Source organism: Stenotrophomonas sp. CFBP 13724, assembly GCF_014841975.1.
In the GTDB taxonomy this organism is placed as follows: Bacteria; Pseudomonadota; Gammaproteobacteria; order Xanthomonadales; family Xanthomonadaceae; genus Stenotrophomonas; species Stenotrophomonas lacuserhaii.
The window spans coordinates 1,401,898-1,421,309 of record NZ_JACYUW010000001.1; the positions used below are offsets into that span (position 1 = coordinate 1,401,898).

The following is a 19,412-nucleotide window of genomic DNA, read 5'->3' on the forward strand; positions in this document are numbered from 1 at the left end:
CGCAGTGCGCGTTGCCTTCACTGCGACTCAAACTCGCTTGCGGATTTGCCAGAACAGCCGCGCGGTAAGGGGGGGGGTACCTGCTGGCCTTACCCTGGCTCAGTGGTAGCGCTACCATCACGTCTCGGGCGCAGACTACTCACCCCGGAACGCGCTTGTCATCATGCAGCGCAGCAAAGGAGTTGATTGTTTGAAAAGCAGCCAAAAAGCGGTACGTCGCAAGGCAAGCGCCGTCACCATCGATGACGTGGCCGCGCATGCTGGCGTTTCGCCGATGACGGTTTCGCGTGTCATCAATGGCCATGCCGGCGTGCGCGAAGGCAACCGCGATCGGGTCATGCGCAGCGTGCAGGAACTGGACTACCGGCCCAACCCTGCCGCCAGTGCGTTGGCCGCCGCGCAGCACACCTGCATCGCGTTGATCTACACCAATCCCAGCTCCAGCTATCTGCGCGAGCTGCTGGTCGGCGCGCTGCGCGGGTCTACCCGGTCAGCGGCGCAGCTGGTGATTGCCAGTTGGGATGAGCTGGACGGCCAGGCGCGTCGGGAGGCGGCACGGCAGCTCTCCATCACGGTCTCGGGCGTGATTCTTCCGCCGCCCCTGTGCGAAACAAAGGACATCGTCGATGTATTCGTCGACGCCGGCATTCCCGTGGTTTCCATCGCGTCCAGCCATTTCAGCGATCATATTTCCTGCGTACGCATCGATGACCGCCAGGCAAGCCGGGACGTAATGTCGCATCTGCTGGCCCACGGGCACACGCGCATCGGCTACATCAAGGGCGATCCAAACCAGACCGCCAGCGCGCATCGATGGCAAGGTTACCGGGATGCACTGGCTGACGCCGGTATCGACTATGACGCCTCCCTTGTGCAGCCCGGTTACTTTACCTATCGCTCCGGACTGGACGCAGCCGAACGGTTATTGGCCTTGGAAGAGCGGCCCAGCGCGATCTTCGCCAGCAACGATGACATGGCATCGGCCGCGGTTTCAGTGGCGCACCGGCGCGGCCTGGAGGTACCAGGCGATCTATCAGTCGTTGGTTTCGATGACACGTCCGCCGCGACGATGGTGTGGCCGGAACTGACCACCCTGCATCAGCCCGTGGCAGACATGGCGGACAGCGCGGTGGACATCCTGTTGCGGGAGATCCGCCGCTCCGCCGCCGCTGGGCGCGTGGCCGTCAATCAGGTGCTTGCGCACCGGTTGGTCACGCGCGCGTCCGTATCCGCGCCGTTGCCGCCGAAGGAAGCCGCGCCCCGTCCAACGCGCTCGGAGTGACGTTTGCCGGCGATGTCGTGGCCCCGTGATGGAACGGCGCATCCGCAGTGACATCGCACTGGCGCCGGCAGCACCGCGCGCTACATCGCGCTGCGCAGACTGCCTGCATCGCCCATCCTGCGAGGTACCGACGGCGCGCCTCCACCATCTCAATTGTGTTTCCACCTGCCCGCCCGGCGGCCGCCTCATGGACGGGCGCACGCACGGGGTGCTGCGGCGGGCACGCCTTTGCTGCCATTGCCTGCTGATCGAGACCAACCAAGGCCTGGTGCTTGTGGATACCGGCTTTGGAACCCGCGACGTCACCCATCCACGAGAGCGCCTCTCGCCGTTCTTCCGTGCGCTGCTGGCGCCCGACCTTCGCCAGTCGATGACCGCGCTGTCACAGGTGCAGGCGCTGGGATGGTCGGCGCACGACGTGCGGCATATCGTGCTGACCCACCTGGATTTCGATCACGCCGGCGGACTGGACGATTTCCCCGATGCAGCGGTCCACGTGCTGGCCGCTGAAGCAGATACGGCGGGAAATCGCGGCCGGTGGCTGCAGCGGCAGCGCTTCGGCCCGCAGCAGTGGCCGCGCGTCGAACGCTGGCATCTGCACCGGGAAACCGCTGGCGAAGCATGGTTCGGGCTGTCCTTCGTGCGACCCCTGCAGGGGCTGACACCGGACATCCTGATGGTGCCGTTGCCGGGCCACACCCGTGGCCATGCCGGCATAGCGGTTCACAGCGAAGGCGTTGGCAGCTGCTCGCAGGTGATGCGTACTTCCACCAGGACGAACTGGAACCGGGCACGTATCGGTGCCCGCCCGGCTTGCGCGGCTATCAGTGGATGATGGAGCAGGATCGCCGCCAACGCCTGGCATCGCGGGACCAGGTGCGAAGCCTGCGGCGCCTGCATTCCCGTGGCGAACTGGAGATTTTCTGCTCGCACGACGTCGCCGAATTCGAGCGCCTTTCGGGTCGTCCTTTCAACCAGGCGTGAGCGGGTGCTGCCGGCAGACCGCAGGCGATGCGCTATCCTTGCCCGCCGCATGGCGACGCTCCCCTGGATATGAAAGAACGAGACGGCATTCCCGCTGCAAGGCTGCCCGCTGCAAGGCTGCCCGGCACACGGCTGCGTAGCCGGCGCGTGCGTTGGACCGGCGCGGCGCTGCTGGCGTTGGCCAGCCTGCCGGCGCTGGCTGCCACACCCCTGGAACTGGCCCACGATGTAAACACGGAAATCGTGACCAGGCAGGTCATCGAAGAGGGCGAGGCCTTCCTGCGTGCCTTTGGCAGCGGCGAAGGTATCGCGGCTCCCGACGATCCCCCCGCGTGCCGCGAAGCGATCAAGAACGCGATGGCGGCACATCTGTCAGCCGGCGTGAGGCAGGTAGCCGAAGGAATCCAGGACCCTGTCCAACAGGCCAGGTTCGATCAGTTGCTGGCGAGCGTCTACACCCCTGCCGAGCTGAAAGCGTTCCTTGGCCAGCGCAACCAGGTCGAGCTGCCCGAGCTGCTTGCCACCGTGTTGGCTGCCCCCAAAGTGCGCGCCGCGCATGATGCGCGGATGGAGGCGTTCACCCTGGGCGAACCTGATCCCGCGTCGCCGGAGGGCATGGGCCTGCAGCGTGCCAAGGAAACCTGCGAACGCCTGAGGGCGCAAACGCGTTGACGGTCTGCGCCGCGCGTATCAACGCGCGGCTTTCTCGCCGTTGTCTTTCATCGCGGCACGTGTCTGTGCGAACTCGGGAAACGTCTCGGCCACCGACGCTTTGTCCGGAAGCACATAGAACACGCCACCGCGCTCGAACGTGGTGCGGACGATCTGTTCGTAGAACGTCGGCGAGATGTTGATGCACCCGTGGGTGACGCGGTTGTCATCGGGCGAGGCCGAAGCAAGTCGCTCGGCACGCTTCTCCGATGGGACGCCGGTGGTGATGGGATGCAGCGCGACACCCGAATCGTAGTCGACCCAGAGCACGCGCCCTGCATCGATCGAGGGTCCGTAGCCGCCGATGAAGCGACCCGCCGGGGTCGTGCGGTCACGTCCCGGAATGGCCCGCAGGGCCAGGCCAGCGACGCCGGGCGCGGTGTGGTCACCGGTGGCTGACCCGAACAGCGCTGGCGCGGCACCGCGCAGTCGGCCTTCCCCGTCGAAGACCAGGACCTGCGCAGCCGCCTTGTCCATGATCGCGAATGGGTAGCCTTGGCTGTCTTTGGAAGCAACGACCCAGCCGGCCAGCTCAATCACGGTGTCCGACACCGTTTGGCCTTCCGGGAGTTCGTCGACCGCAGCGGCGGATTGCGCGGCGGCGTTCTTAGCGCTCACCGGTGCGGTGCACGCCAACGCCAGCGCGAGTGCCAGCACACCGCAAACGGGCCGCATTCTGGAGGATGGATGAGTACGGATGGGACACTTCCTTTGAATCAGTTTCTACTGCTCCCGAGGAAACCAGTGGCCTGTGCAGGCCACCGGTGCCTGGTTCAATCGTGTCGGGCGATCAACCGCGCGGCTTGCGGCGCGGCGCCTGCTCAAGCTGCTGGACGCGGCCTTCGATCTGGTCGAGGCGCTGGTTGGCCTGGGTGGCGGACTGGTTGGCCGATTCGGCGCTCTGTGCGGCGCCCTGCACCTTCACGTCGAGCTGGTCGAGGCGCGAATCGATGCGTGCGAAGTCGTCCTTATAGGTGGCGCAGGCGCTCAGGCTGACGCCAGCGATAAGGGCGATACCAAGGTTGCGTGCGGTCGTCAGATTGGGTTTGCTGAGGAACATTTCACTATCTCCTTCTTCGGGGGTGTTCGGACTATAGCGGCGTTTTCGGCTGTGCCAAGACCGACGTTCAGTTGATGCCGGGACAAGTAGAGGCAGCGTGAAGGCAGCGCATTCCTGCTCAGCTTCTATGCATCAGGATCATTTTCTCGTGCGACATGTCCCGCATGGTGTAAGGAATGCCGCCGGTGCCGTAGCCCGATTCTCGGCGGCCGGCGAACGGCATCCAGTCGGTGCGGAACGCGGTGGCGTCGTTGATCATCACCGCCGAGGCATCCAACCGGTTGGCCGCGCGCATGGCGATGTCGATATCCTGCGCGAAGATGCTGGCCTGGAAGGCGGTCGGCAGCGAGTTCGCCCGGGCAATGGCTTCGTCCAGATCCGAATATCGATACACCGCCACCACCGGCCCGAACACTTCCTGCGTGGTCACCCGCGCATCAGCGGCCGGGTCGAGCAGCACGGTCGGCTGCAGGGTGGTCTCGGAAAGCCGCTTGCCGCCGCTGGCGAGCTTCGCACCGCCCTTCACGGCTTCGTCGATCCACTCGGCCACCCGGTCAGCCTCGCGGGGCTGGATCAGCGGCCCCACGTCGGTGTCTTTCAGCGCTGGATCGCCGGTACGCAGCCGCTCCACACGGGCAATCAGCGCCTCGGTGAAGTCATCGGCGATATCGTTGTGGACGAAGATGCGCTGGGTGGAAACGCACACCTGGCCGGCATGGTAATAGCCGCCCTTGACGATCGGCTCGATGATCCTGGACAGGTCAGCACTGCGGTCGACAATGGCCGGCGCAACCCCGCCGTGCTCCAGTGCCGAACGCGCGCCGTGTGCCAGCTTGCTGTGCAACGACCACCCTACCCTGGCCGATCCAATGAAACTCAGGAAGGCAATGCGCTTGTCGGTGGCCAGTGCCTCGGCCAGGTCGTTGCCTTCCGGCAGGAAGCTCTGGCACCACGGCTCGGGCAGCCCGGCTCCATGCACCATCGCCACGAAATCCAAGCAGGAAAGTGGCGTTGCCGATGCGGGTTTGATGATCACCGGGCAACCCACGGCGATCGCCGGGGCGACCTGGTGCACTATCAGGTTGAGCGGGTGGTTGAAGGCCGAGATCGCCGCCACGATGCCGATCGGCTCGCGGGTGGTGAATGCCCAGCGCCCCACCGCCGCGGCTGAAAGACCCATCGGGATCTCCCGGCCACCAAAGTTGCGCAGCTCGTCGGCGGCATTGTGGACGCCATCGATGGCGCGCGTGGTTTCAACGATGGCGTCCGGCAGCGGCTTGCCACCCTCGCGTGCGATCTGCAGCGCGAGGTGGTCGCGCTTGGCGTCCATCAACGCGGCCAGCCTGCGCAGGATCGCGATGCGCTCGTGCGGGGGCAGCCAACCGTCGCGGTCCTTGAAGACGCGCTCGGCGGCGCTGAGCTTGTGTTCCAATGCCGCGGCGGTGTCGAATCCGATTTCGGTGATGGGCGCGCGGTCGAAGGCCTGTACGACGGTCAGCATGTTGGGCTCCTTTACAGGGTCACGGGCGGTCATGCACAGCCCACGTCGGGCGTGCGGTTGCGCAGTTCATCCACCAGCACGCGGGTGTTTTCGGAATAGTCGATCGGCACATCCAGCACGTGCACGCCACCGCCGGCGAAGGCCGCTTCGATCATCGGCACCAGCTCCTCCACGGCGCTCACCCGGCTGCCCTTCGCGCCGTACGCCTCGGCATATTTCACGAAATCCGGATTGCCGAAGCGCATGCCGAAATCCTCGAAGCCATCCACGGCCTGCTTCCAGCGGATCATGCCGTAGGCGCTGTCGTTGAGGATCACCACGACCAGGTTCAGCCCCAGCCGCACGGCGGTTTCCATCTCCTGCGAGTTCATCATGAAGCCGCCGTCGCCACACACCGCCATGACCCGGCGCTGCGGGTACAGCATCGCCGCCATCATCGCCGACGGCAGGCCGGCGCCCATCGTGGCGAGCGCATTGTCGAGCAGCAGCGTATTGGCCACATGCGTGCGGTAATTGCGGGCAAACCAGATCTTGTACATGCCATTGTCCAGGCAGACGATGCCATCGTCCGGCACGGCCTGGCGTACGTCGTGCACTATCCGTTGCGGGGTGATCGGGAACCGGTCTTCTTCGGCACGATCATTGAGCCGGGCGAGGATGTCCTGGCGCAGTCCGGTCATGCCTTCGTCGGTAGACAGGCGCCCTTCCAGCCGCTCGGCCAAGGCATCGACGGAGGCGCCGATGTCGCCCAGCACTTCGATATCCGGGTGGTAGACCTGCTCCACCGTGGCCGACTGGAAACTGATATGGATGACCTTCGGCCCGCCGCTGCTCTTCATCAGGAAGGGCGGCTTTTCGATCGTGTCATGGCCGATGGCGATGATCAGGTCGGCGCGGGCCACCGCCTCGTGGACATAATCCCCTTCGGACAGTGCGGCCGTGCCCATATAAAGGTTGGAGCCACCGGTGACGGCGCCCTTGCCCATCTGGGTATTGAAGAATGGCAGGCGTGTGCGCGCCACGAACGCGGACAGTGCCTCGGTCAGCCACGGCCGGCTTCCGGCCGCGCCGATCATCACCAGCGGTCGCTTTGCCGCGAGGATGGCCGCTTCAGCCCGATCAAGCGCGGCAGGCGCCGCGATGGGCCGCTCCAGCGCATGGACGGGGATGACCGGGACATCCTCCACTTCCTCGCCGGCGATGTCCTCCGGCAGTTCCAGATGGACCGGGCCGGGCCGCTCTTCCATTGCCACACGGAACGCATCGCGCACCATGGCGGGGATCGAGGCCGGGCTGACAATCTGCCGCGTCATTTTCGTGAGCGGCTTCATCGACGCCACGATATCTACGATCTGGAAGCGCGCCTGCCTGGCACTCATAACCGCCTTCTGGCCGGTGATGAGGATCATCGGCCACGCGCCCAGGTGGGCATACGCCGCACCGGTGGAGAAGTTCAGCGCGCCCGGGCCGAGCGTAGCCAGGCACACGCCGGGCCTGCCAGTGAGCCGGCCGTGGGTAGCGGCCATGAAGGCGGCTGCCTGCTCATGGCGGGTGAGAATGAGTTCAATCCTGGAGTTCCGAAGCGATTCCAGGAAGTCCAGATTCTCTTCGCCCGGCACGCCAAAAATGCGGTCTACGCCTTCGTTCTCCAGCGCCTTGACCAGTAGATCCGAGCCCTTCTGCATAGCGTCGATCCTTGCGGTGAGGATGCAGCCACTATACGCCCGGGGTATTACGCTGAGCCTGTAACGGAATGGCGACGCGTGGAACGCTCTGTAATCATTACAAGCCGGTGACGGCTTGGGCCGACTGCTCAGCCAATGAAGCTTCAAGCAGATTCACATAGGTCTCCAGCCTGCTGCGGATGCCGACCAGAACCCAGCCGAGGGCATACAGCAGGACCATGCCGAAGATCAGCACAGCGGCTATCGGATTGACATCGAAGGCACCGGCCCAGTCACCCCACTTCCAAGTGCGAAGCTGCAGGTAGAGCGCTCCCAACACGGGGAAGAAGCCCAGCTTCTGCAGCCCGCCGAAAGCCAGGCCCATCCGCTCCGTCATGCCTTGCCGAAGCGTGCTCGCAAAGCGAAGCCGCTGCTCGCGCTCTTCTCTTGGGAATGCCCTGAGCTGATCAACCAGATACGCCCAGTACGCGAAGTCACCATCCATCTCTGCCGCATGGGTCAGGCGAGGTTTGATGTACTGCCGCCCTTCCCGCTTGAGCATCAGCAAGAACGACAGCAGGAACCCGGTGATCTCGGTCAGCAGACACCCCATCAGGATCATGATCTGCGAGCCTGCGGGAAACAAGCTGTCTGGCAAGGCGGCAGTGAGCAGCCCCAGCCCGGTGGCCCCCACACCCACCCAGGTGCCACCCTTTTCCAGGCGCGACGGCTTCGGATGGATGCTATGCGCTGCGTAGCCTTGCACCTGCTCGAACAGCCAGGAGAAGGTCAGCTCACCTGTAGCCGGCTTCGTACCGGCGTCGGCGCCATTGCACTCACTTGCCTGCATATCCATTGCGGGGTCCTTCGGTCTGACTGTCGATGTCGCCAGCTGGCCGCGCGCCAGCTCGCTGTCCGCCGATAGTAGCGTGACCCCGGACTGGGAAGGGGGTGATCCGCTGTAGCCACCGCTCCCGTCGCAACCACCAACTTCGCAACTATCCTCATGGACGCCTCCCCCACCCCATCGCAAGCTGGCCGTGCTGAAGCCGAAGAGCAACAGCCGGGATTGGCATCCCGTTTGGTAACAAAGCAATTGGCTCTGTTTTGCCCCCTTGGGCACGGCGGAGAATGCACAGCATTGCCCGTAGGTTTTATGGCGGGCGATGTGTGGGGATCCCGATCCGCCGGATTTTTTGCTTTGTAACCACCGGTATGCCAACCCGCATCGCCTGCCACCTTGCGCGCTCGCGCAGGTGGCCCCACGCCTTGCGAAGGATGACCGATGGAAACCAACTATCCTCTCAGCGCCGAGCGCCTGTATTCCCTGATCGGGGACAAGATCAGCGAGTTCCCGCCGCATTTCATCGAGCGCCTGGAACGGAAGCTCGAAGAGTTCGCGCAATTGCGCCCGCGCGGCGACCGCGTGGTACAGCTTCAACGGGTACCCAGTGTCGGCAGCAATGCGCCCTCGAGCGGCCCGGACAGCCCTGCCGACCGGAACGTCGCCGTACCCTTCCGCACCCTGCTGGCACTGGGTACCGTTCTTGAAATACTGCACGCGGTGCACGTGGCCAGGCCAGAAGAAACCCCCGAAACGATGATCAGCGATCAGATGGTGGAGGGCCTGATCGTATGCGGGAGGGAGATGGTCGAATCCGCGAAGGCTGAAATGTGGGGCAAGCAATGAGCAGCACGGACGTCGGGGGCCCGGCCATCAACAGCCCACGGCGCGCGCCGCCCAGCGGGCGGAGTTCCTCGACGCCCGACTGAACGTGGACAGCTGTGACGAGGCCAGCGTCGCGCGCGCATTACTGCTGGTTGCCGAAGTCGACGGCCTCGATGCGGTTGCGAACGAATGCCGCCTGAGCGCGGCGACATTGCGCAGGCAGTTGAGTGGCTCATTTCCGCTCTACCTGGGAACGTTACTGCTGGTAACGCGCGCGCTCGAGCTCCAGCTTCGGGTCGAAGCGGCGGCCGGCTGACAACCGGTTCAGGCGACGCCCCTCCCCTTCTGCGTCCCATCGAGGCGCCGGCCGGCGCCATGTCCAATGCGATCCCCCGTGAGCTGGCTTCAGATCGCCATGCCTCAGGGCCGGTGGCCGGGGGCGCTGTCAGGCAGATGCCTCAGCACGAAACGGCACAGCGCGTCCAACCCGGAGGGCGCTGCGTTCCCTTCAGCGAAGCCCTGCGTGGCGGAGGCGTCCCAGGTCCCGGCGATAAGCGTATCGACCTCTTCCGCCGTGGCGGGAAGCAGCTGCATCGACCCGTACGGAAAATGGCGCGCGCCGGTCCGCGCTCGTCCCAGCTCCACGATATTGATGTGCGATGTGGCATTGAGGATGCGGCCATAAACCGCCGCCAGCCCATCTTCCGGCCCTTCGATGTATTGGAAGAACCGAGCGCCGTCATGCAGCAGGATGCCGGTCACACCGGCCTGCATGTTGAAATCAGCGGCGTTGCGGATCATGGCGACCGCCGCGTCCGGGGTCATCCCCGGCGCCGCATCACTGACATAGACAACGGCTCGAATCGGCATGGCTCTGCATCTGGGTGAAAGGTGCGTACGCTTGCGCTGAACGCCTGGTGATCTTAGGGCGCTGCAAGTACGCGGTCAATTTCACACATGCCGGCATACGCTCAAACCTACGAATTATCGGGATCAATCATGACCAACACCGGCCCCTTTCAGATCCTGTCCTTCGAGATGGTCCGGATACCGGACATCGATGACGAAGTCGTGGATTCGATTACGGCGCGCTGCCACAAATGCGGGCATGTGACCACGGTGAACGACGGCGCCATTCATCACCTCTCTGGTGGGCTCGTGATCAATTGCGCGCAGTGTGGCAATCACCAGGCGCTTTCAAATGCTGGATTGGCGCCCGCCGCTGCTGACCTGCGCGGGGTCTGACTCCCTTATCCTCGCTTGTGGCAGCTACGACGAAGAGCTCGGCACTGTCCTTGTCTCACCATGCCCGGCTACCGCGCTTGCCCGGCGGGGACGAGGACCTGGGGCCAACCTTTGTTAACGAAGCCTCAAGGTCGGAGGCCCTGCCTTCACGCGTCTTGGGCGAGGCTGGCGGCAAGGTAGTGGCTCGCCCCGGCAGAGGACTGACATGCCGCGCACGGCCCTGCTCATCGTTGATCTCTTTTCACGCTTTGATTTCCCGGACGGTCCCCAACTCGCACCGCTGGCATTCAAGGCCGCCAAGAAAGCTCGTCAGATCCGAGACGCCTTTGATGAAAAACAATGGCCGGTGATCTACGCCAACGATAATTTCGGCGACTGGAAGTGCGGCTTTCATCAGTTGGCCGAGGTCTGCCGCCACACAGATGGCCCTTCAGGTGGTATCGCCAGCCTACTGTTCCCCGGTCCGGATCACTACACGGTACTCAAACCAAAGCACTCGGCTTTCCTCGCCACCCCGTTGGCAGTGCTCCTGGCAAAGCTGGACGTTGGCACCTTGGTGCTCGCAGGGATGGCCTTGGACTCTTGCATCATCGCCACTGCAATCGATGCCAACTCCCGAGAGTTCTCCACGGTGGTGGCGTCTGACGCGACGGCCTGCCTGCCACTACGCAGGCCTTCGGCTCTAACGCTGCTGCGCTCCACTGGCGGAGTCCAAGTGCGCACGACCCGGGTGCTTCTACGCTCACTCGAGAGCGGACATGACCGGCAAGCAGGTCAACCAACGTCATAGAGAGAGGGACGCCAGTGGTCGAGCAAGCCCGTCTGTCCGCTTTGCATGCACTGAGCATTCTGGACTCGGACCCGGAACCGTTTTTTGACGCCCTTGCACGCGCCGCACAGTTGGCCACAGAAATGCCCATCGCGTTGATCTCGCTGGTGGATGGCGGCCGGCAATGGTTCAAGTCTCAAATAGGGCTCGAAGACGTGCGTGAGACCCCGCGCCACGTCTCCTTCTGCACGTGGACGGTCCTTTCAGGAGAGATCTTTGAGGTGGAGGACGCCTCCATTGATCCCAGGTTCTCCGACAACCCATCGGTGCAGGGCGCCCCCTATGTCCGCCATTACGTGGGAGCACCGATTCAGGTGGCCGGCAGACACCGGGTTGGCACGTTGTGTCTCTTGAGCCAGACGCCAGGCAAGCTGGCGCCCTGCCAGAGGGCAGTCCTTCAGTGCCTGGCAGAAGCCGCTGCGGCGGGGATGGAACAACGGGCCCTGCTGCTTGATCGGGTGTCCGAGGCTACTCGACTGCACGGTGACCTGCAGAAGAGCCAGGCGCTGCTTGAACAGACCAACGCCTTGGCCAAAGTGGGTGGCTGGGAACTCAACGTTGATACAAACGAGCTGGAGTGGACCCAGGAGACCCGCCGTATCCATGGGGTGGCCGATGCGTCTCCCTCGTTGGGGGCGGCTCTGTCCTTCTACCCTGACGCGGCACAGGGGCCCATTCAAACCGCTCTTGCAGAGTGCGCCGAGCAGGGCACTCCGATTGATCTGACGCTGCCCTCAACGAAGGCTGACGGAGAGCGGATCTGGGTGCATGTCGTCGGACAGCGCCTCCAGGACGACCGTGGCACGCGGCTGATCGGAGCGGTACAGGACGTGTCGCTTCAGCGCTCCGCCAGCGAAGCATTGACGCTGAGCGAATCGAAGTACCGTCGGCTGTTTCAACACAGCATGGGTTTGATCTGCACGCATACCCTTGACGGCACTATCACGTCCATCAACCCGGCCGCCTCCCTTTCATTGGGTCGGGAAGAGCAGGAGCTCATCGGCCGCCCGCTGTCAGCGATCCTTCCGCCGGACAGGCGGATGCATCTCCATGCCTATCTGGCCAGGATCAAGGAGGATCTGAGCGACTCAGGTGTGATGGAACTTGTCGCCTCCGATGGGTCGCGGCGCTTCTGGGCTTATCACAACGTTCTGGATACGGAGGCGGACCCACCCTATGTGCTGGGGCACGCCCAGGACATCACCACGCAGCACCTGCAGGAACAACAACTCCAGGAGTTGGCCATCCGGGATCCATTGACCCGATGCTTCAACCGGCGCCATCTCACCGAGCTCGCTCATCGCCAGCTGGACGCTTGGGGCTGCCTTGTGTTCGACCTGGATCACTTCAAGGAGATCAACGACACCCAGGGCCACGCAGAGGGGGACGCTGTGTTGGTCAAGTTCGCTGCGTTTCTGGAGTCCAAGCTTCTGGACGACGAGGTCGTCATCCGTCTTGGAGGGGACGAATTCCTGGTCTTCGTTCCCGGCGCGACGGGCGAACGCATGAACCAGTTGGAAGCCTGCTACCGAGATCGCGCGGATGAGGCGCCGATCCGATTTTCGGGGGGTTGCGCAATCAGCCGACCTCATGAGTCGGTGGGCGACACCATCAATCGGGCTGACATGAAGCTCTACGATCGACGGAAGCAAGAGCGTTCGTGAGCCTTTTGGGGGTGTCTGTGCGATAAAGAAGCCCGCCTCGCGGCGGGCTGGGATGGATACCGGTCACGGCTCTCGGGGATTGACGTCGACGGCCCCGGCACCGGGGCCTGCCCCCAGCTCGGCGCCGGTCGCCGGCCGCGCTTCCGGATCAGAGAGGGTCCGGGCAGCCATGGCATCCAAAGCGACTTGCTCCCTTCCGGTGAGGTCCACCTCGCAACTCCCATCCCCGCCGTCCAAGGCCGCTTGAGCGTCCCGATCAGTGACACGCTCCCAAAGTTCGCCGCTGTTCCAGCTGCCCTCGACGTCCCCCTCGCCCTGCGACATGTCCATGTAGAGGTCGGTGAACGCAGGATCCCCGGGCAGCTTGCCCGGCGGGAAGTTGGGCTGGATGCTGTAAAGCGCCTTTTCAAACGATTTCTGATGCGCGATTTCACGGGTCATGAGGAAACGGAGGGCATCCTTGATGCCAGGGTCATCGGTTACGTTGATGAGCCGCTCGTAGACAATCTTCGCGCGTGCTTCTGCTGCAATATTGGATCGCAGATCAGCCGTGGGCTCGCCAATGCTGTCGATGTATGCAGCCGTCCAAGGCACACCGCTTGAGTTGACCAACGCCGGGCCACCGCCATACAGAATCTGCTCGGTGTGGCTCGTGCTGTTTTGGCCCATCAAACGCATGTCCTCGGCTTCCATCATGCCTTCAGACTGAATGGCCTTGGGGCCACGGTTGAGCATCGCGATGATCGTGCCAATGATTTCAAGGTGGCTGATTTCTTCAGTCGCGATGTCCATCAGCAGATCCTTGCGGCCCGGATCGGCCTCCGCGAGACCCTGCGTGAAATACCGCATGGCTGCGGCCAGTTCGCCTTGCGGACCTCCGAATTGCTCAAGCATCAACGCCGCCAAGGCGGGGTTGGATTCTTTGACCCGAACCGTATACATCAACTTCTTGTGGTGAAGAAACATCTGCGCATCTCCTTGGGCTGGCTTTGGCTTGCCTTGGTGGAACCGGAAAGAGTGGTCGTCTCTTTTCGTCGGCAAATCCATCGTGCCTGCCTGGCCATCGTTTTCGCGTCGAGAACCGTGACGAAAAGCCTGCCCTGGCGCACACGCTCTCCTGATGCGCGCCTAACGTTGTGCGCCACGTCTGGCCTCCGGGTCCCCCGTGTCTCCGGCGCCGTGGTCAAAATTTCGTGATGTTGCCTTCGAAGCCGGCATGGTCCACGGGATGATCTTCCGGCAGCTGTGGCGTCAGGTCACTGCATTGCCGGTGTTGGGGACACGCTGAACGCAGTTGGCCGAACGGTGGCCGACGCATAGGCCATCTTGCCTGCAGCCGCAATCACATCCAGCAGGTGAGCCGCAACGGGGCCACGCGCTTTCCGCACGCCGATGAAGTGGACCCATGAACCCTCCACCTCCACCCGTGTTCCGGCAAGCTCTGGGGACCGGCTGACAAGCCCCTGCAGGTTCTGGATCCAGATATCGCAGGGGATCGCGTCCAGCTGGACCACGGTGGTGGCATGGCCCGCGTAGAGGTCGGCCATCTCCATGCGGGTTACTCGCGGTGTTGCAGCCAGAAACTGTGGATAGGCGCTCATAAGTTTCTCCTGACAAGGTTGGCGACGAATATCCGCTCCAGAAAGAGCACGGCGTGTCGCCAAGGCGTCAAGAGAACGTCAAACGATTGCAGCTCTTCAGTCTGGGTGCGATTCATGGACAGATGCTCGGCCGGTGCAGCCAAATACACACCGTCCTGAGCGGCCGTCCCTTAGAATTCCTGGTGGAGTCACGCATGGACCCACTTCGCGGGAGTCACCATGAAACGTAATTGCAACCGAGTCCGGGATATGAAATGTCCAACCCAGCCATGGACGTGACGGTCTGGCATGGCCTCTATCTGCTCTGGCTTACCGCAGGGGCCATGGACTTTCGCCTGCACAGAGCCAGCAACATTGAATCCACGACGGGGCTTGAAGAATCCAGGCTCCACTTGGTTCAAATCGCCCTGCTTGGGTTGGCAACCCTACTGTGGCTCTGTTTTCGAGCGTCGCACGCGCTTTTCCTGATCCTTCTGGCGCTGGTATGTCTGCATGCCATCACAGGCTATTGGGATACACGCGTCGCCTATCCCAAGCGAGCCATTCGCCCCCTTGAGCAGCACGTCCATAGCATTCTGGACTTGGCCCCTTGGATCGCCATCGGGGCCGTTTATTGGTCCATGCCTGATACACACGTTGAAACTGGCCCGGCGCTTGAACCGGCCCCCATCACCTTGTGGCTATTTGCCATCGTGCCGGCGCTGCTTCTCGCGGTGGTTCCCGCCCTCGTTGAGTTCCGACGCTGTCTTGTCTGCCGCCCACACTAGGGCGTATGGAAAGAGGCCCCGCAGGAGCGTTGCAGCACATCCGACGGGGCACTGATGACAACTCGACCCTTACTTCTTGGCTTCAACGCCCGGGGTCGCATCGCGCACCAGAAACTCTTCGGTGACCTCCGGCAGGTGCGCAGCGAGCCAATCGGCCATTGCTTCTTCCTGCACCAGGATAGCCTCGCACACGCGTGCCGTTTCCGGATCGCCGGCGGTTTTAGCTGCCGCAATGAGCGCGGTATAAGACGCGATTTCGAAGTGCTCAAAGACATACCCAGCCATAGCGCCCTTCACGATCTCATCGGACGCGGTCATCCCGCCCAGCGCTTGGCCAAACGCGGCCATCTTGCCCATCACGTCTTTGATGGTGGAAGGAGAGCCGCCCAGGCGCTTGATGCACGCTTCCAGCTGCTCTCGCTGGCCAATCGTTTCCTGGATGTGTTCTTCGATTCGTGCTTTCAACACGGGGTAGTGCTCGATGCGGGACGCTTGGCCCTTCAACATACTTTCAGCCTGCTGCTCCATCGCATGGGCATCGCGAAGCCAATCAAGCAGGTTTTCTTTGGGTTCGGCCATGGGAATCTCCTTGTTCGATCGGGGGAAACCGAACCCTATCCAGACAGGCATGGAGGAAAAGCGATGTCGAAGTGACGGCCGAGCGAATGCGACCCGCAACGCGGCGCGCCTGCCCAGGATCAACCACGCGCGCGGCGCAGCACCCACCCACCCGCCGGCCACACCAGCCGGTGCGCAGCGGCCGAAATGCCCGCAGCGAACAGACGCCGGCAAGCACATGACAGTGTTCAGTCTGATGTCCGCTTTGGCGGAGTTCCGCATACGCCGGGAGTTCCGCCGAGCATGGCTCGGCGTTATCGGGGCGGTGTGGGCGCTGTTGGCACGGCTTCGAAGCGCGGGGCGTTGTCGTAGTCCGTTTGCTGGAATGGCGTATCGGTGAACAGGTAACCGTAAAAATAGCGCCGCAGCTGGGCGTGGTAACCACGCACGCGATCCTGGTACGCCAGGTGCGCGTGCATGTCCGTATGGGCCATGCGGGTCAGGGCAACCTGCAGCCCTACCGGCGGCAACAGCCAACCCAGGGTTGATGCGGCGGCCGTACGTTGCTCTATCCCCTGCCGGTAGCCAGCGACCAACGGTGCTACCTCGTCATCGCCGTTCTGGTGGAAGGCCAGATACCACTTGTAATGGAACCCGGTACCCAACGGCGGCGAATCCCGCCATTCGGGATACGCGGCGTAGAAGCGCTGCATGGTATCCCCGCGTGGAATATCCCACGCGCCGTTGACCGCTTCGCGCTGGGCGCGCGCGATGGCGGCGCCCTGCTCCGCCGGCACGGCCCGCTCGATGCCCACATGCGCCATCGCCGGTGCCACCAGGGCGATCATCACCCAGAGCGATGCCAGGGTCGCCGCATTGACTCCGGAATTCCAGCCGCGCCACGCAACGATCAGGCAAAGCCCGGCCCAGAACAGGAGGTAGGTGGCCGCCAGACCCAGTACCGCGAGCATCTGCGTGGCCGGTACGCCCTGCTGCACCGCCGCGATCACGAAAGGCAGCCCGGTGCAGAGCCACAGTGCCGTGATACGTACTACGGCGCGGCGTGCATAAAGCCACTGCACTCCCAACGGCAGGCTGCGCAGCATGCGCTCGCGGCCACTTTCGGTCTCGGACGATCGGATGTCGTGCAGCAATGCGATGACGAACAGCGGCAGCAGGAAGGTCAGCAGGAAGGCGAAGTCAAAGCGGCCTGCCAGCGCCAGTTCGGGGTTGAAGGTATCGCCATCATGGATCTGCGCCTCCAGGCCGAGGGCGCGTACGCGCAGGATGTAGGGCGCCACATCGCGCATGCCAACGGCCGCGAATGCCAGTGACGATGGCGGATTCCATGTGGGATGGAAGCTGTAGTACGCCGCGCGCCCTGCATCGGTGGAATCCCCGTGGGCGGCCTTCACGGCGGCCAGGTCCTCGGCGTGCAGGGAGCCGACCCGGGCAATGGCCTGGCGCTGGCTGTCCATGCGCTGCACGCCCGATACCAGGCTGGCAAGCGCAAGCAGGCTGAGCAATACCAACGCCGCAACCGCCATGCGAGGACGCAGCATCATCCGGATTTCATACATCCAGAGCGTCATCGCGCACCTCCAAGCCGACGCACAGACAGACTGATCAGCGCCGCCCCCACCGCCACCCACCCAAGCAGGCCCAGCAGCGGCCATGACAGGGACTGCAGGACATGCCAGGGAGGCAGGGGCACGTAACCAAACGCCGGGATCGCCTGCCACTGGGAGCGGTCAACGCGCTTGCGCTGGTCCGCGCCCGGGTCGCTGGCGGTGTCGTCGGCATAGGACACCGCGTCGGCCTGCATCTGGTTGAGCTGCTGGACCAGACGATAGCGGTGCTGCTCGGCCTGGTCCATGAAGCGCAGATGCGCGCGCAGGTCGGTGGCTGCAGCGGCCATCGACATCTGGCGGATGGCAATGACCGGGCTGATCAGGGCGAACCTGCTGACCAAGGCATTCTGCTCGTGTTGGATATGCGCGCTGTGCTCGGCATACCGGTTGAACAGAACCGAGGTCAGTCGCTCGCCTTCCACTGCCAGCAGGCCCTTGTAGTTGACCGGCAGATCGTCGATGCGGCTCACGCCGTACTGGTCCAGCACCCGCTGCCGGAAGCTGGCGAAGTAAGGATCAGCCGGGTCATGGCTGTCGCCCATGGCGCGCAGGTCACGCGCGATGCCGACCTCGGTCTGCAGCCGGTCCGGTAGATCCAATGCGGTGTAGGCCACGTCCGGTGCGATACGCGGCACCATCAGCGCCACCACGGCCCAGCCCCCGATCAGGCCCAGCAACGCGTCGCGCCGCCGCGGCAGCAGGGCCGAAATGGCCGTGATCAACAAGCACCACACCGTGAGATAAAGTGCGTAACCTCCCGCCACGGTCAGAGCCACCAGCGCCGAATCCGGCGTACCTGCGGCCAACCACGCCAGGCCGATCGCAGCGGGCAGCAGGAAAATCGTGGCAACCAGCAACAAGGCGCATAACTTGCCGCCGACGATGGCACGCCGGCTCGCGCCCTGCAGCATCAGCTGGCGCAGCGTTCCGCGTTCGTGCTCCTGCGCCAGCAGGCCGTGGCCGAGGAAGATGAGCACCAGCGGTGACAGTATCTGCAGCACGAAGGCCGGGGTGAGCTGGCCGAAACGGGTAAGCAGCGAGCTCTGCATGACATCGCCGAAGTTGGCCGTGTTCTGCCGGTGGCCTTCCAGGAACATGCTGCTGCCGGTGAAGGGATCAACGCCCGGATCAAAGGCGGCCAGCGCCGAGGGCAGCCGATAGACGAAATGACCGTAATGCACCACGCGATGGGGATGTCGGTCCGGCTGCGCGTCGAAGGCGGCCTGCGCCTGCGCCTGCTGCGCGGCGCGGTGTTCGGCCGCGGCCTGCATGTGGTGCAGCGAAACTACCGTGGCAGTGACGGTCAACACCGCCATCAGCACGATGCCGGCCAGTGCCGTGCGCTGCCTGGACATGGCGCGCAGTTCGTTGCGCATCACTGCGCCAAGCGCACTCATGCGTCGTGTCCCCTGCCGGCGAAGTGGGCATGCAGCGTGCGCAGGTCGAAGTCCGGGCGTTCGGCCTCATGGACGATGCGGCCATGGTCCAGCACGCTGATGCGGTCAGCGATTTCCACTGCGCCCAGCAGATCGTGGGTCACCATCAGGATCGCAGTGCCGCGGGCCCGTACGGGTTGCAACAGGGCATGGAAATCCGCACTGGCACCTGGATCCAGCCCGGACGTCGGCTCGTCCAACAGCAGCAGCGGCACCTCCCGCATCAGTGCCAAGGCGATGGCCACTTTCTGCCGCATGCCCTTGGAGAATCCGGCCAGGCGTTGCTGCCAGGCAGCCTCCTGCAGGCCGGCGGCTCGCAGGGCATCGGTGATGGCAGCCGCAGGCTTCCGCCCGCCGCTGAGCGAAAGCAGGTAGTCGATGTTTTCCAGCGCCGTGAGGTGGTCATACAGCGCCACGTTTTCAGGCAGGTAGGCAAGGTGGGCACGTGCACGCTCCGGATCGGACCACGGTGTCACGCCGGCCACCCTGACCTCACCCCGGGTGGGCTGCACGAAACCCAGCAGCGCGGACAGCGTGGTGGATTTTCCCGCGCCGTTGCCGCCGAGCAGTGCATGGATATGCCCGCGCTCCACGATCAGGTTGAAGTCGGAGAGCACCGGCTTGCCGGAGAACGAAATGCAGAGGTTGCGGATCTCAACAACGGGCGTACTAGCAGGCACGGAAACTACCTTTCAAAGCAGGCCGTCGAGGCTAACACGCAATGTTATGACATAACAATACGGCGTGCAGTCGTTCTTCACGGCGCTTTGCGCGGGCCTAACGCGGGAGCTCCTAGCGTCCGGATTCACA

General features: G+C 63.8%; 21 protein-coding genes. 9 read left to right on the forward strand and 12 right to left on the reverse strand.

What is annotated here, in order from left to right; genetic code table 11:
- The first annotated feature begins 163 nt into the window (after positions 1 to 163).
- The 3 genes from IFT63_RS06020 (at position 164) to IFT63_RS06030 (ending at position 2,938) form a co-directional block, all read left to right on the forward strand.
- A complete protein-coding gene (locus tag IFT63_RS06020; protein WP_192083530.1) occupies positions 164 to 1,282 on the forward strand; it encodes a LacI family DNA-binding transcriptional regulator in 1,119 nt (372 codons plus the stop codon).
- Positions 1,283 to 1,469: 187 nt separating this feature from the next.
- Positions 1,470 to 2,117, forward strand: a complete 648-nt coding sequence (locus IFT63_RS06025; RefSeq protein ID WP_249404343.1) for an MBL fold metallo-hydrolase — start codon at positions 1,470 to 1,472, stop codon at positions 2,115 to 2,117.
- A 326-nt stretch (positions 2,118 to 2,443) separates the two neighbouring features.
- On the forward strand, positions 2,444 to 2,938 hold the full coding sequence (locus IFT63_RS06030; RefSeq protein ID WP_192083531.1) for a hypothetical protein: 495 nt from the start codon (positions 2,444 to 2,446) through the stop codon (positions 2,936 to 2,938).
- Between the two features lie 18 nt (positions 2,939 to 2,956).
- Here IFT63_RS06030 and IFT63_RS06035 read toward each other — a convergent pair whose 3' ends face one another.
- The 5 genes from IFT63_RS06035 to IFT63_RS06055 form a co-directional block, all read right to left on the reverse strand.
- Positions 2,957 to 3,652 carry a L,D-transpeptidase gene (locus IFT63_RS06035; RefSeq protein WP_042612884.1) on the reverse strand — a complete coding sequence of 232 codons (696 nt, stop codon included), beginning with the start codon at positions 3,650 to 3,652 and terminating at the stop codon, positions 2,957 to 2,959.
- Between the two features lie 115 nt (positions 3,653 to 3,767).
- A complete protein-coding gene (locus tag IFT63_RS06040) occupies positions 3,768 to 4,037 on the reverse strand; it encodes a hypothetical protein (RefSeq protein ID WP_042612885.1) in 270 nt (89 codons plus the stop codon).
- 118 nt (positions 4,038 to 4,155) lie between these two features.
- A complete protein-coding gene (locus tag IFT63_RS06045; RefSeq protein ID WP_192083532.1) occupies positions 4,156 to 5,538 on the reverse strand; it encodes an aldehyde dehydrogenase family protein in 1,383 nt (460 codons plus the stop codon).
- A gap of 29 nt (positions 5,539 to 5,567) precedes the next feature.
- Entirely contained in the window at positions 5,568 to 7,223 is a 1,656-nt protein-coding gene (locus tag IFT63_RS06050) for an acetolactate synthase large subunit (RefSeq protein ID WP_192083533.1), read from the reverse strand.
- 97 nt (positions 7,224 to 7,320) lie between these two features.
- Positions 7,321 to 8,058: a hypothetical protein gene (locus IFT63_RS06055; RefSeq protein WP_192083534.1), complete on the reverse strand. Its 738-nt coding sequence runs from the start codon at positions 8,056 to 8,058 to the stop codon at positions 7,321 to 7,323.
- A 429-nt stretch (positions 8,059 to 8,487) separates the two neighbouring features.
- Here IFT63_RS06055 and IFT63_RS06060 point away from each other — a divergent pair, with 429 nt between their 5' ends.
- Both IFT63_RS06060 and IFT63_RS06065 read left to right on the forward strand, forming a co-directional pair.
- Positions 8,488 to 8,892, forward strand: a complete 405-nt coding sequence (locus tag IFT63_RS06060) for a hypothetical protein (protein ID WP_192083535.1) — start codon at positions 8,488 to 8,490, stop codon at positions 8,890 to 8,892.
- Between the two features lie 85 nt (positions 8,893 to 8,977).
- A complete protein-coding gene (locus tag IFT63_RS06065) occupies positions 8,978 to 9,187 on the forward strand; it encodes a hypothetical protein (protein WP_192083536.1) in 210 nt (69 codons plus the stop codon).
- A 104-nt stretch (positions 9,188 to 9,291) separates the two neighbouring features.
- Here IFT63_RS06065 and IFT63_RS06070 read toward each other — a convergent pair whose 3' ends face one another.
- On the reverse strand, positions 9,292 to 9,741 hold the full coding sequence (locus IFT63_RS06070; protein WP_042612892.1) for a BLUF domain-containing protein: 450 nt from the start codon (positions 9,739 to 9,741) through the stop codon (positions 9,292 to 9,294).
- A gap of 129 nt (positions 9,742 to 9,870) precedes the next feature.
- Between IFT63_RS06070 and IFT63_RS06075 the strand changes: the two genes are divergently transcribed.
- The 3 genes from IFT63_RS06075 to IFT63_RS06085 all read left to right on the forward strand — a co-directional run bounded on the left by IFT63_RS06075 (position 9,871) and on the right by IFT63_RS06085 (position 12,609).
- Complete coding sequence (locus IFT63_RS06075) at positions 9,871 to 10,116, forward strand: hypothetical protein (RefSeq protein ID WP_192083537.1); 246 nt, start codon at positions 9,871 to 9,873, stop codon at positions 10,114 to 10,116.
- A 205-nt stretch (positions 10,117 to 10,321) separates the two neighbouring features.
- Positions 10,322 to 10,906, forward strand: a complete 585-nt coding sequence (locus IFT63_RS06080; RefSeq protein ID WP_192083538.1) for an isochorismatase family cysteine hydrolase — start codon at positions 10,322 to 10,324, stop codon at positions 10,904 to 10,906.
- A 14-nt stretch (positions 10,907 to 10,920) separates the two neighbouring features.
- Positions 10,921 to 12,609 carry a diguanylate cyclase gene (locus tag IFT63_RS06085; protein ID WP_192083539.1) on the forward strand — a complete coding sequence of 563 codons (1,689 nt, stop codon included), beginning with the start codon at positions 10,921 to 10,923 and terminating at the stop codon, positions 12,607 to 12,609.
- Positions 12,610 to 12,672: 63 nt separating this feature from the next.
- Here the strand turns inward: IFT63_RS06085 and IFT63_RS06090 are convergent, their stop codons facing one another.
- Positions 12,673 to 13,575, reverse strand: coding sequence for a manganese catalase family protein (locus tag IFT63_RS06090; RefSeq protein ID WP_192083540.1), 903 nt, complete (start codon positions 13,573 to 13,575; stop codon positions 12,673 to 12,675).
- A gap of 290 nt (positions 13,576 to 13,865) precedes the next feature.
- Positions 13,866 to 14,210: a hypothetical protein gene (locus IFT63_RS06095; protein ID WP_192083541.1), complete on the reverse strand. Its 345-nt coding sequence runs from the start codon at positions 14,208 to 14,210 to the stop codon at positions 13,866 to 13,868.
- A gap of 254 nt (positions 14,211 to 14,464) precedes the next feature.
- On the opposite strand from IFT63_RS06095, the gene IFT63_RS06100 reads away from it, so the two are divergent.
- The gene (locus tag IFT63_RS06100; protein ID WP_249404344.1) at positions 14,465 to 14,977 is read left to right on the forward strand and encodes a hypothetical protein; all 513 of its coding nucleotides are present in this window, start codon (positions 14,465 to 14,467) and stop codon (positions 14,975 to 14,977) included.
- A gap of 69 nt (positions 14,978 to 15,046) precedes the next feature.
- Here IFT63_RS06100 and IFT63_RS06105 read toward each other — a convergent pair whose 3' ends face one another.
- The 4 genes from IFT63_RS06105 to IFT63_RS06120 all read right to left on the reverse strand — a co-directional run bounded on the left by IFT63_RS06105 (position 15,047) and on the right by IFT63_RS06120 (position 19,282).
- Positions 15,047 to 15,556 carry a ferritin-like domain-containing protein gene (locus IFT63_RS06105; protein WP_042612897.1) on the reverse strand — a complete coding sequence of 170 codons (510 nt, stop codon included), beginning with the start codon at positions 15,554 to 15,556 and terminating at the stop codon, positions 15,047 to 15,049.
- A 293-nt stretch (positions 15,557 to 15,849) separates the two neighbouring features.
- Positions 15,850 to 17,127, reverse strand: coding sequence for a DUF3526 domain-containing protein (locus IFT63_RS06110; protein WP_192083542.1), 1,278 nt, complete (start codon positions 17,125 to 17,127; stop codon positions 15,850 to 15,852).
- On the reverse strand, positions 17,124 to 18,563 hold the full coding sequence (locus IFT63_RS06115) for a DUF3526 domain-containing protein (RefSeq protein ID WP_192083543.1): 1,440 nt from the start codon (positions 18,561 to 18,563) through the stop codon (positions 17,124 to 17,126). Before IFT63_RS06115 ends, IFT63_RS06110 begins: the two co-directional genes overlap by 4 nt.
- Positions 18,560 to 19,282, reverse strand: a complete 723-nt coding sequence (locus IFT63_RS06120) for an ABC transporter ATP-binding protein (RefSeq protein WP_235306008.1) — start codon at positions 19,280 to 19,282, stop codon at positions 18,560 to 18,562. The genes IFT63_RS06115 and IFT63_RS06120 overlap by 4 nt, the downstream gene beginning before the upstream one ends.
- Between the last annotated feature and the right edge of the window lie 130 nt (positions 19,283 to 19,412).

Coding starts and splice junctions, on each gene's coding strand:
- IFT63_RS06020 (WP_192083530.1), top strand. CDS start 164: ATGCAGCGCAGCAAAGGAGTTGATTGTTTGAAAAGCAGCCAAAAAGCG.
- IFT63_RS06025 (WP_249404343.1), top strand. CDS start 1,470: ATGGACGGGCGCACGCACGGGGTGCTGCGGCGGGCACGCCTTTGCTGC.
- IFT63_RS06035 (WP_042612884.1), bottom strand. CDS start 3,652: ATGCGGCCCGTTTGCGGTGTGCTGGCACTCGCGCTGGCGTTGGCGTGC.
- IFT63_RS06040 (WP_042612885.1), bottom strand. CDS start 4,037: ATGTTCCTCAGCAAACCCAATCTGACGACCGCACGCAACCTTGGTATC.
- IFT63_RS06045 (WP_192083532.1), bottom strand. CDS start 5,538: ATGCTGACCGTCGTACAGGCCTTCGACCGCGCGCCCATCACCGAAATC.
- IFT63_RS06050 (WP_192083533.1), bottom strand. CDS start 7,223: ATGCAGAAGGGCTCGGATCTACTGGTCAAGGCGCTGGAGAACGAAGGC.
- IFT63_RS06055 (WP_192083534.1), bottom strand. CDS start 8,058: ATGGATATGCAGGCAAGTGAGTGCAATGGCGCCGACGCCGGTACGAAG.
- IFT63_RS06060 (WP_192083535.1), top strand. CDS start 8,488: ATGGAAACCAACTATCCTCTCAGCGCCGAGCGCCTGTATTCCCTGATC.
- IFT63_RS06070 (WP_042612892.1), bottom strand. CDS start 9,741: ATGCCGATTCGAGCCGTTGTCTATGTCAGTGATGCGGCGCCGGGGATG.
- IFT63_RS06075 (WP_192083537.1), top strand. CDS start 9,871: ATGACCAACACCGGCCCCTTTCAGATCCTGTCCTTCGAGATGGTCCGG.
- IFT63_RS06080 (WP_192083538.1), top strand. CDS start 10,322: ATGCCGCGCACGGCCCTGCTCATCGTTGATCTCTTTTCACGCTTTGAT.
- IFT63_RS06090 (WP_192083540.1), bottom strand. CDS start 13,575: ATGTTTCTTCACCACAAGAAGTTGATGTATACGGTTCGGGTCAAAGAA.
- IFT63_RS06095 (WP_192083541.1), bottom strand. CDS start 14,210: ATGAGCGCCTATCCACAGTTTCTGGCTGCAACACCGCGAGTAACCCGC.
- IFT63_RS06100 (WP_249404344.1), top strand. CDS start 14,465: ATGTCCAACCCAGCCATGGACGTGACGGTCTGGCATGGCCTCTATCTG.
- IFT63_RS06105 (WP_042612897.1), bottom strand. CDS start 15,556: ATGGCCGAACCCAAAGAAAACCTGCTTGATTGGCTTCGCGATGCCCAT.
- IFT63_RS06110 (WP_192083542.1), bottom strand. CDS start 17,127: ATGACGCTCTGGATGTATGAAATCCGGATGATGCTGCGTCCTCGCATG.
- IFT63_RS06115 (WP_192083543.1), bottom strand. CDS start 18,563: ATGAGTGCGCTTGGCGCAGTGATGCGCAACGAACTGCGCGCCATGTCC.